The sequence below is a fragment of the Mesorhizobium sp. M0047 genome, from assembly GCF_040323315.1.
GTDB lineage: Bacteria > Pseudomonadota > Alphaproteobacteria > Rhizobiales > Rhizobiaceae > Mesorhizobium.
Window position 1 is genome coordinate 255,311 of the sequence record NZ_JAMYUW010000002.1, and the last position, 13,637, is coordinate 268,947.

The 13,637-nt window shown below is 63.4% G+C and carries 16 protein-coding genes; all 16 read right to left on the reverse strand.

The features are described from left to right. Positions 1-2: 2 nt before the first annotated feature. Positions 3-1,649, reverse strand: coding sequence for a flagellar basal-body MS-ring/collar protein FliF (gene fliF / locus NKJ89_RS02995; protein ID WP_352599725.1), 1,647 nt, complete (start codon positions 1,647-1,649; stop codon positions 3-5). A 134-nt stretch (positions 1,650-1,783) separates the two neighbouring features. Then, positions 1,784-2,851, reverse strand: a complete 1,068-nt coding sequence (locus NKJ89_RS03000; RefSeq protein ID WP_031260865.1) for a flagellin N-terminal helical domain-containing protein — start codon at positions 2,849-2,851, stop codon at positions 1,784-1,786. A 266-nt stretch (positions 2,852-3,117) separates the two neighbouring features. Beyond that, positions 3,118-4,107 carry a flagellin N-terminal helical domain-containing protein gene (locus tag NKJ89_RS03005; RefSeq protein WP_023761691.1) on the reverse strand — a complete coding sequence of 330 codons (990 nt, stop codon included), beginning with the start codon at positions 4,105-4,107 and terminating at the stop codon, positions 3,118-3,120. 234 nt (positions 4,108-4,341) lie between these two features. Beyond that, positions 4,342-5,073 (reverse strand): flagellar type III secretion system pore protein FliP, encoded by a 732-nt coding sequence (fliP, locus tag NKJ89_RS03010; RefSeq protein WP_023761690.1) that lies wholly within the window; start codon positions 5,071-5,073, stop codon positions 4,342-4,344. After that, positions 5,070-5,564 (reverse strand): flagellar basal body-associated FliL family protein, encoded by a 495-nt coding sequence (locus NKJ89_RS03015; protein WP_023761689.1) that lies wholly within the window; start codon positions 5,562-5,564, stop codon positions 5,070-5,072. The genes fliP and NKJ89_RS03015 overlap by 4 nt, the downstream gene beginning before the upstream one ends. Before the next feature lie 19 nt (positions 5,565-5,583). Further along, complete coding sequence (gene flgH, locus NKJ89_RS03020; protein ID WP_352599727.1) at positions 5,584-6,297, reverse strand: flagellar basal body L-ring protein FlgH; 714 nt, start codon at positions 6,295-6,297, stop codon at positions 5,584-5,586. Further along, positions 6,294-6,881, reverse strand: a complete 588-nt coding sequence (locus NKJ89_RS03025) for a MotE family protein (protein WP_352599729.1) — start codon at positions 6,879-6,881, stop codon at positions 6,294-6,296. The genes flgH and NKJ89_RS03025 overlap by 4 nt, the downstream gene beginning before the upstream one ends. Positions 6,882-6,884: 3 nt before the next feature. Further along, positions 6,885-8,126: a flagellar basal body P-ring protein FlgI gene (locus NKJ89_RS03030; RefSeq protein ID WP_352599730.1), complete on the reverse strand. Its 1,242-nt coding sequence runs from the start codon at positions 8,124-8,126 to the stop codon at positions 6,885-6,887. Beyond that, on the reverse strand, positions 8,123-8,662 hold the full coding sequence (gene flgA, locus NKJ89_RS03035) for a flagellar basal body P-ring formation chaperone FlgA (RefSeq protein ID WP_352599732.1): 540 nt from the start codon (positions 8,660-8,662) through the stop codon (positions 8,123-8,125). The genes NKJ89_RS03030 and flgA overlap by 4 nt, the downstream gene beginning before the upstream one ends. A gap of 3 nt (positions 8,663-8,665) precedes the next feature. Continuing rightward, positions 8,666-9,454: a flagellar basal-body rod protein FlgG gene (gene flgG, locus NKJ89_RS03040; RefSeq protein WP_013529795.1), complete on the reverse strand. Its 789-nt coding sequence runs from the start codon at positions 9,452-9,454 to the stop codon at positions 8,666-8,668. An 11-nt stretch (positions 9,455-9,465) separates the two neighbouring features. Further along, entirely contained in the window at positions 9,466-9,792 is a 327-nt protein-coding gene (gene fliE, locus NKJ89_RS03045; protein ID WP_352599734.1) for a flagellar hook-basal body complex protein FliE, read from the reverse strand. Beyond that, a complete protein-coding gene (gene flgC / locus NKJ89_RS03050; protein ID WP_023761683.1) occupies positions 9,792-10,208 on the reverse strand; it encodes a flagellar basal body rod protein FlgC in 417 nt (138 codons plus the stop codon). The genes fliE and flgC overlap by 1 nt, the downstream gene beginning before the upstream one ends. Positions 10,209-10,210: 2 nt before the next feature. Then, positions 10,211-10,591 carry a flagellar basal body rod protein FlgB gene (flgB, locus tag NKJ89_RS03055; protein ID WP_023761682.1) on the reverse strand — a complete coding sequence of 127 codons (381 nt, stop codon included), beginning with the start codon at positions 10,589-10,591 and terminating at the stop codon, positions 10,211-10,213. An 84-nt stretch (positions 10,592-10,675) separates the two neighbouring features. Continuing rightward, positions 10,676-11,521 carry a hypothetical protein gene (locus tag NKJ89_RS03060; protein ID WP_023761681.1) on the reverse strand — a complete coding sequence of 282 codons (846 nt, stop codon included), beginning with the start codon at positions 11,519-11,521 and terminating at the stop codon, positions 10,676-10,678. Beyond that, a complete protein-coding gene (fliI, locus tag NKJ89_RS03065; RefSeq protein WP_352599736.1) occupies positions 11,502-12,905 on the reverse strand; it encodes a flagellar protein export ATPase FliI in 1,404 nt (467 codons plus the stop codon). Before fliI ends, NKJ89_RS03060 begins: the two co-directional genes overlap by 20 nt. 3 nt (positions 12,906-12,908) lie before the next feature. Continuing rightward, on the reverse strand, positions 12,909-13,631 hold the full coding sequence (gene flgF, locus NKJ89_RS03070; RefSeq protein ID WP_352599738.1) for a flagellar basal-body rod protein FlgF: 723 nt from the start codon (positions 13,629-13,631) through the stop codon (positions 12,909-12,911). Between the last annotated feature and the right edge of the window lie 6 nt (positions 13,632-13,637).

Below are 13,637 nucleotides of genomic sequence, written 5' to 3' on the forward strand. Positions count from 1 at the left end.
GTCTACACCGCAACTTCCTGGGCTGCCCATTTGCGCAGGATCTGCGCGGTACGCTCCTCGTTGAGGTCGACCATTCGGGCAAGCCGATCCTGCGGCGCCGGCCTGATCTTCTGGCGAAGATCATCGAGCGGTGTCGGACCTGGTCGCGAACCGGGCAAGGCGCCAACCGCGACATTGTCGGCGACCGCCGTGGCTTCCGGCATTGGCAGCGAGCGCTGGACGTCATCGAAGCTGGGGCCCGACAGGGCCGGTGTTGCCTTAGCCGTCAGCGCCGACGCCATTGGCCTCAGGCCGAAGAAGGCGACCAGGAACACCACGACGATGAAGGCGCCGGCGTTGATCAGCGTGCCGGCATGCTGGCCGATGGAATCGAGCATTCCGGCCTGCGGGATCGCCTCGCCCTCCAGCCCGTCGATGAACTCGACAGCCGAGACATCGATGACGTCGCCGCGCTTTTCGTCCAGGCCGGTGGCCGAGGTCACCATCTTCTGGATGTCGGCGACGCGCTTGGCAATCTGCTCCGGCGTGGCGTCCTTGCCGAGTATGGTCATCAGCCGCTGCTGGTTGACGACGACGGCAATCGACATCTTGGTGACGCTGTAGCCGTTGGAGACGGTGGCGATCTTCTTTGAATTGATCTCGTAGTTGGTGATCTCTTCTCTGCGATCGTTCTGCGAAGAGGACTGCGGACCATCGGTGGCGGTTGCCTGGGTCTCGGGCAGGTTCTGTTCGACGCTGGCCGGGGTCGAGGCCTGCTTCTGATTGTTGTTCTCGTTGGCGCGCACCGATTGCACCGAGCGTTCGACGCGGGAGTTCGGATCGAAGATGGTTTCTTCGGTCTGGCGGGTGTCGGTGTTGACCTCGGCCTTGACGCTGGCGCGGAAATTATCGGGGCCGAGATAGGCAGTCAGCGCACGGCGGATGTTGTCGCCGATCTGAGCCTCGACGGTCTGCTCGACGCCGAGCGTGCGGGCGGCGCTGGTGTTGGAAGGGTCATCGCCCGCGGCCAGCAGATTGCCGCTGGAATCGAGCACCGTCACCTTGTCGGCCGACAGGCCGGGGACGGCGGCGGCAACGAGATGGCGGATCGACATGGCGCTCTTCTCGGCGTCGATGCCGGCGTAGCGGATGACCACCGAGGCGGAAGGCTGCTGCTCGTCGCGGCGGAAATTGGCGCGTTCGGACATGACGATATGGACGCGCGCCGCCTTGATGCCCGATATCGACTGGATGGTGCGGGCGATCTCGCCTTCCAGCGCACGCACGCGGGTGATCTGCTGCATGAAGGAGGTGAGGCCGAGCGAGCCGACATTGTCGAACAGTTCGTAGCCGGCATTGGCGCTTGTCGGCAGCCCCTTTTCGGCCAGCAGCATGCGCGCCTGCGCGGTGGTGCCGGCCGGCACCAGCACCGAGGTTCCGTCGGCACCGACGTCGAAGCCGATGCCGGCTTCGCCCAGCACCAGGCCGATCTGGTTCACGTCGGCGCGGTCGAGGCCGACATAGAGCGTGTCGTAGGCGGGGCGGTTGAGATAGACCGAGGCGATGCCGATGACACCCATCACCAGAACCGCGATGCCCGCCAGCATGGCGAGGCGCTTCACGCCAAACCCGCGGAGATTCGAGATGATGCTCTGGATCTGTTCCGGCACGGTTCAACGACTCCCAGCATGATTGTCCGCCGGAACAGTAGCCTTCGAAGCTTGTGCGAAAATGAAATCGGGCCGCGCTTGCGACGCGGCCCGTCAATCGGGATGAGTGGGGATCGCGCTAGTGGCGCCTGTGATCAGTTCTTGAACAGCGACAGGATCGACTGCGAGGCGCTGTTGGCGATCGACAGCGCCTGGATGCCGAGCTGCTGCTGCACCTGCAATGCCTGCAAGCGGGTCGATTCCTTGTTCATGTCGGCATCGACGAGCTGGCCGACGCCGCGGTCGATGGAGTCCATCAAGCTCTGGGTGAAGGTCTTCTGTAGGTCGATGCTGCTCTTGGCGGCGCCGAGGATGGTGGCGGAGTCGGTCAGCTGAGCCATGACCTTGTCGATCCTATTCACCATCTGCGTGATGATATCGTCGGTCACCCCGGCCGCCGTGATATCGAGGTTGTAGGCCGAGATGTTGTCAATCTTGGCGGGGGTGCCGGTAACAGCGGCCTGGCCCGCGGTGTTCGCGGCGATATCAGTCCCTCCGCCGGCGATCGCGGCAGCATAGGCTGTGTCATACTCCGTCTGGGCGGCTCCTGTGGAATAGATGGAAGTCTGGCGATCGAGGGTGCCATAGTTCTTCACGTCGCTGGCAAGGCCGTAGTCAAAGAGCTTAGTGCTCTCGACATCGATGTCGATCGTTCCGATCGAGATGGCGCCGGATGAGGAGCGATTGAATGAAGAAACAATCTGGGAGTCGGGCTGGACGCCGTCATTGGCGGCCGCGACCTGCTTGGAGGTCACCGCAAGGAAATTAGATCCCGAGAAGGTGGCTGCATCTGCAAAGGACTTCATCTGCGCCTGAAGGGCCTTGATCTCGGTCTGGGTCTTCGCCTTGGCGGCATCCGTCTGGCCGACGGTCGAGAGCACCTTTGTCTTGATCTGGCCGATCGTCGTCAGCACATTGTTCAAGCCGGTGTAGGCGGTATCGACTTTCGAGGCGCCGAGGCCGAGTGCGTCCTGGACCGTCGACAGGGCCTGATTGTCCGAACGCATCGTGGTGGCGATCGACCAATAGGCGGCGTTGTCGGAGGCCTGCGAGACCCGATAGCCCGTCGATATACGAGCCTGCGTCTGTTCGAGCGACTTGCTTGTGGCGCTGAGGCTTTGGAGTGCGGTTAACGCCGAAGCGTTTGTCATGATGCTCGCCAAGAAAGTCGCTCCTTCTCAAAAGCCGACATGCTCAGACACGCCGGATAGGACTGTTCAACGCTGCTATCGTGCCGGTAGGGCCGATTCGCCAACTGTTGTAAGCTATTGGTTAACCATAATTAGCGCGACATGGTTAACAGCCTGTTAAACGCTGGCTTCCAGAGTTAAGGAGCGACGGTTGCGCGGGGCTGGAGCAAAACGCAAATCGGGCCGCGGTTTGGGCGCGGCCCGATTTCTTGGTGCGAAATGTGGTGGAGCGGAGGCGATTAGCCGCGGAAGAGCGACAGAATCGACTGCGAGGAACCGTTGGCGATCGACAGCGCCTGGATGCCGAGCTGCTGCTGGACCTGCAGGGCCTGCAGACGGGTCGATTCCTTGTTCATGTCGGCGTCAACGAGCTGGCCGATGCCGCGATCGATGGAGTCCATCAGGTTCGAGGTGAAGGTCTTCTGCAGGTCGATAGAGCTCTTGGCAGCGCCGAGCTTGGTGGCGGCGTTGGTCATGTCCTTGAGCGCCGCGTCGACGACGGTCATCTGCTGCGCGATCTGACTATCGCTGGCAGCAACGCCACCCGAGAAGATGGTCAGCGAGGCGACCGAATAGGTATCGGTGACCAGTGCAGCCGCGCCCAGGGCTGACTGCGAGCCCGAGGCTGCGGCCGCAGCGCCGGTGGTGCCGAGGCGGGCCGTGTCGAGGATGCCCTTGGCGGTCGGCGCGGCGCCGGCGTCATAGAGCTTGATGCTTTCCACTTTGACGTCGATGGTCGAGATCGAAACCGCACCGGTGGAGCTGCGATTGAAGGCCGAAACGATCTTGACGTCTGCCGCCGTGCCCGAAGCCGTGGACACCGACAGCATGTTGGTGCCGGAGAAGGTGGCGCCGTCAGCGTAGGCTTTCAACTGGTTCTGAAGAGCGGCGATTTCGACCTGGGTTTTTTCCTTGGCCGCATCAGTCTGACCGTAGGATGCGGTCAGCTTCTGCTGGATCTGGTTGATCGTGCTGATCGCGCTGTTCATGCCGGTGTAAGCGGTGTCGACCTTCGAAGCGCCGAGGCCGAGCGAGTCCGAAACGGTGGACATTGCCTGGTTGTCGGAACGCATCGTGGTGGCGATCGACCAGTAAGCGGCGTTGTCGGAGGCCTGCGAGACCTTGTAGCCGGTCGAGATGCGGGACTGGGTGGCTTCGAGGTTCTTGTTGGTGGAGTTCAGGCTCTGCAGTGCCGTCAACGCGGCAGTGTTCGTCATGATGCTGGACATGGCTACTCGTACCCTGATTTTACACGTGTTTTTTTGACATACCGGCTCTACCGGTATGACGGTGCGGCATCATGCCAATGATCTCTGGAAATCGATCACCCGCCATCTGCGAGCGAATATGCGGGCAAGTCCCTACCAAAGGGCTAAACCGGACGGTTAATCGAAAATATATTGCGTGAATTCTGCGCCGGAGTAGCGCGCCAGAGCGGCGCTGGAGGATTCAGTCGCCCGGGATCAGTTGAAGGAGCGCACCAGACTGCCGACGAGCAGATTCCAGCCGTCGATCAGGACGAAGAACAGGATCTTGAACGGCAGCGACACCACTGTCGGCGGCAGCATCATCATACCCATCGCCATGGTGATCGTCGCGACGATCATGTCGATGACCAGGAATGGCAGCACGATCAGGAAGCCGATCTCGAAGCCGCGCCGGATCTCCGAGATCATGAAGGCGGGCACGAGAATGCGGAGGTCGACGGTGTCGCGCGAAACTGTCTGGCCGCGCTCGCGGGCGAGATCGGCGAACAGGTCGAAGTCCTTGTCGCGCACGTTGTGCAGCATGAAGGTGCGGAACGGATCCGAAATCCTCTCGAACGCCTCGGTCTGGGTGATCTGGTTGTCCATCAGCGGCTTGACGCCGGTGTTCCAGGCCTGATCGAAGGTCGGCGCCATGACATAGAAGGTCATGAACAGCGACAGCGAGATGAGAATGAGGTTTGCCGGCGTCGACTGCAGGCCGATGCCGGCGCGCAGAATCGAGAAGGCGATTACGAAGCGGGTGAAGCTGGTCACCATGATCATCAGGCCCGGCGCCACCGACAGCACGGTCAGCAGGCCGAACATCTGGATGATGTAGCCGACGGTGGTGCCATCGGCCTTACCGATGCCGCCGAGATCCAGCTGCTGGGCCGCCGCGACGGACGTGGCGGCGGCGATCAACGCCATGGCGAGAAGGAACTTTCTCATTCGAGCAGCAATGTCCTGATGAGAACCTGTTTGGCGTGACCCTGGCTGCGGATCGAGGCGCGTTCCTCGAGATCGGCCTTCAGGTGCTGGTAGCCGCTGGCGCCCTCGATCTGATGCATCTTCAAGGTGCGCACCAAGGCCAGAAGATCCTGGTGGATGTCGTCCGACATTGCCTGTGGCTGCGGCCCATCATAGACGACGGAGACCTCCATCCTGATCCAGGTATCGGCAGGCGAAGCGATGTTGGTGGTGATCGGCGCCAGCACGACGAGCGTTGGCCCCACGCCTGGCTGCTCGGCCGCAGCCTGCTGCTCGGTCTTGCCTTGGTTCTCAGGCGCCGCCGGTACCGTCGGAGGTGCGCCGACGCCCTTCAGGTAGCCGCCGGACATCCAGCCCATGCCGATGGCGGCCGCCGTCACAACCAGCAGCATGCCGCCCTGGACGGCGAGCGAAGGACCCTTGCGGGGCTGAACCTGTTCGATATTTGCCACGGCTCGGTGTTCCCCAATCCTAGAACGGAAGAACCTGGTCGAGCACCTGCTGGCCGTAGGCAGGTTGCTGGATCTCGGTGATGCGGCCGCGTCCGCCATAGGAGATGCGCGCTTCGGCGATGCGTTCGTAGGGGATGGTGTTTTCGGCGCCGATATCGGCCGGCCGCACGATGCCGGCGATGGTGAGCACCCTGAGTTCGGCGTTGACGCGCACTTCCTGCGATCCCTTGATCATCAAATTGCCGTTCGGCAGGACATCGATGACGATGGCAGCGACATTGAGATCCAGGGTTTCCGATCGCTTGATCTCGCCATCAGCCGTCGTGTCCGTGGTGGAGTTCAGAGCGCCAGCACCCTTGCCGGCGGTGCTGCCGATCTTGTCCCATTGCGCGCTGATATCGAAACCGAGCTTGCGGTTGGCAGTGCGGCTCCTGTCGTTCTGGTTCTTGAAGTTGGCGCGGTCATTGATCCTGATCTTGACGGTCAGGATGTCGCCCTGGGACAGCGCCCGCGGATCGGTGAACAACCGGCTCTGGCGGTCATCCCACAGCGAGAATTTCCTGGGCGGCGCAGGCGGCGTTTCCGGATAGCGATAGAGGGAGGAGTCGGTGCTGCCACCGTCGATGCCGGAGCCGACCGGTGACAGAGCCGGTTCCCTGCCGACCTCCTTCAGGTTGGTTCCACAACCGGACAACATGACGACCGCGCACAGGACGAGCATTTTGCGGATCATGACGGGTCTGCCCTTCGGGCTGCGCTGGCCATGATGCCGGTGAGCGTCGCCGCCGCCTTCTGGTCCATTTCGTTGAGGATGACGCTCGCTTTGCGGGGGTCGAGCTTCATCAATACGGCCGCCGCCAGATCGGCGTTGACGATGGCCAGCCGCTCGGCGGCGGCGTCAGGCTTCATGCCGGCATAGATCTGGACCACGCCATCCTCGGCCCGGGCCAGGAAAACCTCGCGTCGCTTCAGCCACGTCTCGTATTCGGCCTTTTTTTCCTCCAGCGCCTTCATACGCTGGTCGATGCCGGCCTGGAGCTGTTTCAGTTCCTCCGCCTGCAAGACATAGCGGCGGTCGCGGGCGGCGTCTGCGATGTTGGAGCAAAAACGCTCGATCTCGCTTTGGTCGGGTGCCTTCTCTCGCGCCAATAGCTGCGGCGCCGCTGCGACCGGCGCTCCCGGCAGGACCTGACGGACCGCCTCCTCACCGCGTGCGGTATCGCCGGCAAAGGGCAGAGCCGCGAGAACGGCGGTCACGAGCAGGATAGCGACGGGGCGATATCTTTCATGGCGTGGGAAGGAGCGTGTCATCGGCATAGCCTATTGCAGAACCAGGTCGGCCTGCAGGGCTCCGGCCGATTTAATGCCCTGCAGAATGGCAATGATGCCGTCCGGCTTGACGCCGAGCCGGTTGAGACCGGAAACGAGGGTCTGAAGATCGGGACCGTCGAGCACGGCAACGCGGGCGTCGGGCCGGCTGGCTTCGATGGCGGTGAACGGTTCGACGGCGGTCTCGCCCTTGGAGAAGGGCTCGGGCTGCACGATGCGCGGTGCTTCGGTGATGCGCACGGTGAGCGTGCCGTGACTGATGGCGACCCGCGAGATCTTGACGTCGTTGCCGATGACGATGGTGCCGGTGCGCTCGTCGATGACGACACGGGCCGGCGTGTCCGATTCCACAACCAGGTTCTCGATCTCGGCATAGAAGCGAGCCGCCGAAACACCCTTTGGCCTTCTGATCTGCACGGTGCGCGAATCGCGCTCGGCCGCTACGCGCGCACCGAAACGCTGGCTGGTGTAGTCGTTGATGGCATCGGCGATACGGATGGCGGTCGAGAAGTCGGGATTGCGCAGTTGCAGCGTCAGTGTTGCCTGATCGTCGAACTCGGCCTGGACGGCACGCTCGACGATGGCACCGTTCGGCACGCGACCGGAGGTCGGCACGCCTTGCGTCAGCTGCTCGGCCTGTCCCTTGGCGGTAAAGCCGGAAACGATCACCGAGCCCTGGCCGACGGCGTAGATCTCGCCGTCCGCCGCCTTAAGCGGCGTCATGATCAGCGTTCCGCCGGCGAGCGAAGTCGCGTCGCCCATCGAGGAGACGTCGATGTCGATGCGGGCGCCCGACTGCACGTAGGGCGGCATGTTGGCGGTGACGATGACGGCGGCGACGTTCTTGGCGCGCGCGCTGCCGCCTTCGGTGGCGATGCCGAGATTTTCGAGCATGGCGCGGATCGACTGTTCGGTGAACGGCGAGTTGCGCAAGCTGTCGCCCGATCCGGCAAGGCCGATGACCAGGCCGTAGCCGACCAGCTGGTTGTCGCGCGAACTCTGTAGCTGGGCGATGTCCTTGATGCGCGAGGCGACCTGGCCCGGCGGCAGCGAACTCGGTCCGGTCGAGACCCGAAACATGCGGCTGGTGGTGGCCGGATCATATTCTGGATCGTTATAGACGCCGCCATTCTTGGCGGCGAGATCGCGTTTGGCCTTCGGTGTCAGGCCGTCGGCCAGTGCCGGCTGCAGGCCAAGTACGGCCGCCAATATCAGGGTAAGTCCGCGCATCATGAAGCGCTGACCTGGATGGTTCCATCCGCCATCACCGTGCCGGACAGGATCTTGCCGCTGTCGATGTTGCGGACCTTGACGAGGTCGCCCGCGGCACCTGGCTGCAGCGTCACGGCGGTTGCCGAGATCGTCAGGCCGCCGGCGATGAAGAAGACCTGCACGGACGCACCCTGTTCGACCAGCCAGGCTTCGCGGATGGCGGTAGAAGGGATGTAGCGGCCGGGCAGCAGGGTGCGCTTGGCGACCTTGCCGTCGAGTTCCTCGGCCCTTGTGACGACCCCGTCCGGCTTGTGCTTGCCGGCCATGAGGGTCACCTGTTTCAAAGCCGTAAGTTCGATGGTCTGGCCGGGATAGATGACCCGGTTGGGTATCAGCACGACGTCGCCGACAGGTTGATTGCCGGCGATCTGGGTGGCTGACTGATCGACCGATTGGTTTGTCGACTCCTGGGCAAAAGCCGGCATGCTTCCCGCTACCAGCGCAAGGACGAGCGCGGTGCGGCGGAATGCGGACAGGAGGCCGGGCGTCGACATCATGCGTTACCGGATGTTCTTGGAGACGACGGAGGCCATGTCGTCGGCGGCCTGGATAACCTTGGAGTTCATCTCATAGGCGCGCTGTGCCGAGATCAGCTCGGTGATTTCCTTGACCGGATCGACGTTCGAGGCTTCGAGATAGCCCTGCTGGATGGTGGCAAACCCTGGATCGCCCGGGACACCGACATTCGCCGGACCGGAGGCCGTGGTTTCCTGGAACAAATTGTCGCCGAGCGGCGCCAGGCCCGCCTCGTTGGCGAAGTTGGCGATCTGAAGCTGGCCGAGATTCTGGAGGTCGGTCTGTCCGTCGATGCGCGCGAAGACCTGTCCCGTCTTGTTGACGATAACCTCGACGGCATCGACGGGGACGTTGATGGCCGGAATGACGGCAGCGCCGTCGACTGTCACCAACTGGCCTGTCGCGTTGGTGTTGAGGGCGCCGGCGCGGCTGTAGAGCGTGCCGCCGTCGGCGCCTTCGATCTGGAACCAGCCCCTGCCGGTCAGCGCCAGGTCGAAACTGTTGCCGGTGCTGGTCAGTTCGCCCTGCGTGTGAACGTTGCGCACGGCCGTCGTCTTGACGCCGAGGCCGATCGAGACGCCCTCCGGTACCAGCGAGGCATTGGAGCGGTTGGGCACACCTTGCGTGCGATCGACCTGGTAGAGGAGGTCGGAGAATTCGGCACGGGCGCGCTTGTAGCCGGTGGTGTTGATGTTGGCGATGTTGTTGGCGATGACTTCCAGATTTGTCTGCTGGGCATTCATGCCGGTGGCGGCGATGGCGAGTGCTTTCATGGCGGAATTCCTCAGATGCCCATTCGACTGACTTCGAGATAGGCGGAAACCACCTTGTCGCGGATGGCGACGGCGGTCTGAAGCGCCTGCTGCGCGCTCATCACGGCGTCGACCACCTGCCGGGTGTCGGCGTCGCCCTTGAGCGCCTGTATCGACACCTGTTCGGCGTTCTGCATCGTGTTGACCGTCTTGGAGGCGGCCTGGCTCAACGCTTCGGCGAAGGAGGTGCCGACATTGCCACCGGCCGAAGATGTCGCGCTGCCCTGGAGAAGGCTTGTCATCGCATCGTCGCCGCCGATCGGCGACTTGAACTGAAGGGCTGCGAGGCCGCTGATCATTACTGGTTCCTCATCAGGTCGATGGTCATCGAAATAAGGTCGCGCGCCTGCTTGACGACCTGAAGATTGGCTTCATAGGAGCGGTTGGCCTCGGTCATGTCAGCCATCTCGATCAGCACGTTGACGTTGGGCATCTTGACGTAGCCCTTCTCATTGGCGGCCTCGTTGCCGGGCTGGAACTCGACCGGAAAGTCACTGGGATCACGATCGATCGAGTTCACTGCAACCGTCGAGCTGCCGGAGGTCCGGTCGAGCTCGGAGACGAAGCTGATGGTCTTGCGGCGATACGGATCGGAGCCGGGAGCAGTTCCCGTCGACTGGGCGTTGGCTAGGTTTTCGGAAACGACGCGCAGCCGCTCCGATTGGGCGCCGAGGCCGGATGCTGCGACTTTGAGGGCTGCGGTCAGCGCGTCCATGGTCAGCTCTTCACCGCCATCATCATCATGGAATGGAACGCCTTGACGATCGCCGTGTTGAGCTCGAAGGAGCGGCGCACCTCGCCGGCCTTCATCAACTGGTCTTCCAACACGACCGAGTTCTTGGACGGCATGATGACGCCGTCATCTTCCTGCGGCTTGATGGTGAAGCCGGCATTGGTCGCTGCGTTACCGAGATGACCGGCCTGTGTGGCCTGAAGCGACACGGCTGTGCGGTCGAGCACCTTTTCGAACGGTTCGACATCGTTTGCCGTGTAGCCCGGCGTGTTGGCGTTGGCGATGTTGCCGGCGACGGCCGACTGGCGCACGGCCAGCCACTGGGCTTGCTTGGCGGCGAGGTCGAAAAGGGAAACGGGCTCCATGGGAATCTCCGGGCGGGTTCCCGAAGACTAGGCCGCCAGTCTTGCGCGGACCTTGCGGATAGCAGCAGGCTTCAGACGGGGCGCCTATCGGGAGAGTTGGATCACCTGGTTGGTGCTGGTGACCATCACCCATTTGCCGTTGCGCTGCTCGATGGATGACACCTGGCTGGTATCCGGCAGTATCGAGCCAGGCTGGACGATCCAGAGGCCGGCGTCGTCCTCAATCATGGCGCGGCCATTGGCGACATGGACCATGCGGAATTTCGCCGCGTCGGCCGGAAAGGGCTGATCGTCGGGTGCCGGTGAGGGATTGGCGTCATCCTGCACGGTTCCCGTGGCGAGCAGATCGAGATTGGTGGCCGGAACGTCTTTGGCCGTCAGCGGCGCGCTGCGTTGGGCGACCACGCCGCCGCCCGCCCGTCCTGAATTGGTGCCGGTGCCGCCGAACTTGATCGCCTGTACGCCGAATTGGTCCTGATTGAAGAATATGTACCACGGAAACAGGGCGCAAATCAGCCCGAGCGTGATGCCGAGCGCGGCAATGACGAAGTCGCTGCGCCGGTCCGATTTCTTTTTCAGCCTGGGAAACTGCGCCTTTGGCGGCTGCGGCCATTCGGTGCGCGGGAACAGCCCGTCGATCAGCGATTCGCGGCTGGCTTGAGTCATCTCGGCGGCCCCGGCCCGGGGAACCCTGGGCAGGGCGGGCTCGGCGACCTTGGTCAGAACGGAATCGGCTTTGGCAACCCGTGGCAGGGCTGGCTTTACGGCTCTGGCCAGAACGGCCTCGGCTTTGGCAGCGATCGCACGGGCAACCTTTGCCTTGGCGGTTCTGGCTTCGTCAGCTCGGGCTTTCTCCGCCGCGTTGGCCTCGGCGATCATGTCGCGCAGGATGCGCTCGGTATATTCGCGTTCAGTCTCCGGCATCGGCATTCAGCTTGCTCTTGAGGTGGCGGGCGAGATCGGAGAACGGATCGGTTGACGGGCGGTCCTTCGGCGTTTGCGTCAGCGCTTCGTAGATCAGCGGCACCTGGCGCACGGCAATATCGAGCTCGGCATCGACGCCGCCCTGGTAAGCACCCAGCAAGCGGATGTCGCGCGTATCCTCGAACCGCGAGATCATCGACTTCAGTCTTGTCACCAGCGCGCGCTGTTCGGTGCTCCACGCCTTGTCGGCCAGCCGCGATATGGACGACAGCGGATTGACCGGCGGGTAGCGGCCCTGTTCGGCAATCGTGCGGTCGAGCACGACGTGACCGTCGAGAATGCCGCGCACGGAATCAGCGACCGGGTCGTTGTGGTCGTCGCCGTCGACCAGCACGGAGATGATGGCGGTGATCGATCCTTTGCCTTCCGTGCCTGGCCCGGCACGTTCGAGCAGCTTGGGCAGTTCGGTGAACACCGAAGCCGGGTAGCCGCGCGCGACCGGTGGCTCGCCGGTTCCCGTCGCCACCTCGCGCAGCGCGTGGGCGAAGCGGGTGATCGAGTCCAGCACCAGGAGCACGCGGTGGCCCTGATCGCGAAAATGTTCGGCGATGCGCATGGCGGTGTCCGGCGCGCGCCGGCGCATCATGGCGCTCTCATCACTGGTGGCGACGACGGCGACGGTCTTGGCCATGCTGTCGCCGATCGTGTCCTCGAGGAATTCGCGGACTTCGCGGCCGCGTTCGCCGATGAGCGCCACGACGACGGTGTCGAACGCGTCGGCGCCGGCAAGCATGGCGAGCAGCGTCGACTTGCCGACGCCGGAGCCGGCGAAGATGCCAAGGCGCTGGCCGAAGCAGAGCGGCGTGAAGATGTCGATGACCTTGACCCCGGTCATGAAGGCGGTGCCGACACGCTGCCGCGCCATTGCGCCGGGCGTCGTCTGGGCGCCGCTCGACGCGTCGTCACCCCTGACGAGCGGCGCGCCGCCATCGATTGCCCTGGTGAGCGCGTCGATGGTACGGCCGCGCCACGAGGCATGCGGCGCCACCGCGAGCGGACCGCGGCGGAACACGGCATCGCCGATGCCGGCATCTGCACTGCGTTCGAAGGGCGCCACGACGACTTCGTCGCGGCTGATCTTGACGATCTCGCCATGGCGCGTGCCGCCATGGCCGCGCTGCTCGACGATGTCACCGAGCCTGGCGAAATCGGATAGGCCGTGCACCTTGTAATGCGTGGGCGTGACTTCGGTGACGCGGCCTCCGCGCTTGAGTAGCGTCTCGGCGTCGGCGAAACGCTGCCATACCCGTTCCAGCGCGGCAAGCCGGTCTTTCGGGGCTGGCTGGAGCTGCCTTTCGGATGCGCGCAGGGATGGCTGGTCAAGTGACATGGACTATTTCGAGCCGAGCGTCTTGATTGCCTCGTCAGTGGAGGAGTCGGTCTGCCGCATAAGGGCAGCGGTGTTCTCGAAGGCGCGCTGGACCATGATCAGCCGGGTGATCTCCAGCACCGGATTGACGTTGGATTCTTCGAGAAACCCCTGGGCGATGCCTATATCGGAGCGATCGGTAACAGGCTCCGGCGTGCGTGCCGGAACGATGCCGGAATTGCCGTAGCGGACAAAATTCTCGCCCGGATCGAAATTGTAGAGACCGATCGAGCCGACAAGCTGACCGTTCTGGCGCAGCGAACCGTCGGCCCCGGCCTTGGGTGGGCCGTTGCGCGGATCGAGCTGGATCGGCGAGCCGCCGGCATCGAGCACGGCGTGGCCTTCCATCGACATGAGTTCGCCGTTCTCGTTCATCGAAAAGCGCCCGTCGCGGGTCATGACAGTTCCGACAGGTGTATCGATGGCGAACCAGGCATCGCCCTGGACGGCGAAATCGAAGGGATTTCCGGTCTCGCTCAAGGCTCCGTGAGCGCCGGAAAGGTACGTCTTGCCGGAGGATGCGAAGGACACCGATTTCGACCCGGTGCCGGAGACGACGTCCTCGAACTTCACGCCGGTGGCGCGAAAACCGATCGTCGAGGCGTTGGCGACATTGTCGGCGATCGTATCGAGGCGGCGCTCGAGCGCGATCTGCGAGGAAAGGGCGACGTACAGACTGTCCCGCATGATGCT

Excerpts from the sequence above, each read along its gene's own strand:
- flgF (WP_352599738.1), bottom strand. The coding sequence starts at position 13,631 with ATGCGGGACAGTCTGTACGTCGCCCTTTCCTCGCAGATCGCGCTCGAG.
- fliI (WP_352599736.1), bottom strand. The coding sequence starts at position 12,905 with ATGTCACTTGACCAGCCATCCCTGCGCGCATCCGAAAGGCAGCTCCAG.
- NKJ89_RS03030 (WP_352599730.1), bottom strand. The coding sequence starts at position 8,126 with ATGATGCGCGGACTTACCCTGATATTGGCGGCCGTACTTGGCCTGCAG.
- flgH (WP_352599727.1), bottom strand. The coding sequence starts at position 6,297 with ATGATCCGCAAAATGCTCGTCCTGTGCGCGGTCGTCATGTTGTCCGGT.
- fliE (WP_352599734.1), bottom strand. The coding sequence starts at position 9,792 with ATGATCAGCGGCCTCGCAGCCCTTCAGTTCAAGTCGCCGATCGGCGGC.
- fliP (WP_023761690.1), bottom strand. The coding sequence starts at position 5,073 with ATGAGAAAGTTCCTTCTCGCCATGGCGTTGATCGCCGCCGCCACGTCC.
- NKJ89_RS03025 (WP_352599729.1), bottom strand. The coding sequence starts at position 6,881 with ATGCCGATGACACGCTCCTTCCCACGCCATGAAAGATATCGCCCCGTC.
- flgB (WP_023761682.1), bottom strand. The coding sequence starts at position 10,591 with ATGGAGCCCGTTTCCCTTTTCGACCTCGCCGCCAAGCAAGCCCAGTGG.
- NKJ89_RS03005 (WP_023761691.1), bottom strand. The coding sequence starts at position 4,107 with ATGTCCAGCATCATGACGAACACTGCCGCGTTGACGGCACTGCAGAGC.
- flgC (WP_023761683.1), bottom strand. The coding sequence starts at position 10,208 with ATGGACGCGCTGACCGCAGCCCTCAAAGTCGCAGCATCCGGCCTCGGC.
- NKJ89_RS03060 (WP_023761681.1), bottom strand. The coding sequence starts at position 11,521 with ATGCCGATGCCGGAGACTGAACGCGAATATACCGAGCGCATCCTGCGC.
- flgG (WP_013529795.1), bottom strand. The coding sequence starts at position 9,454 with ATGAAAGCACTCGCCATCGCCGCCACCGGCATGAATGCCCAGCAGACA.
- flgA (WP_352599732.1), bottom strand. The coding sequence starts at position 8,662 with ATGATGTCGACGCCCGGCCTCCTGTCCGCATTCCGCCGCACCGCGCTC.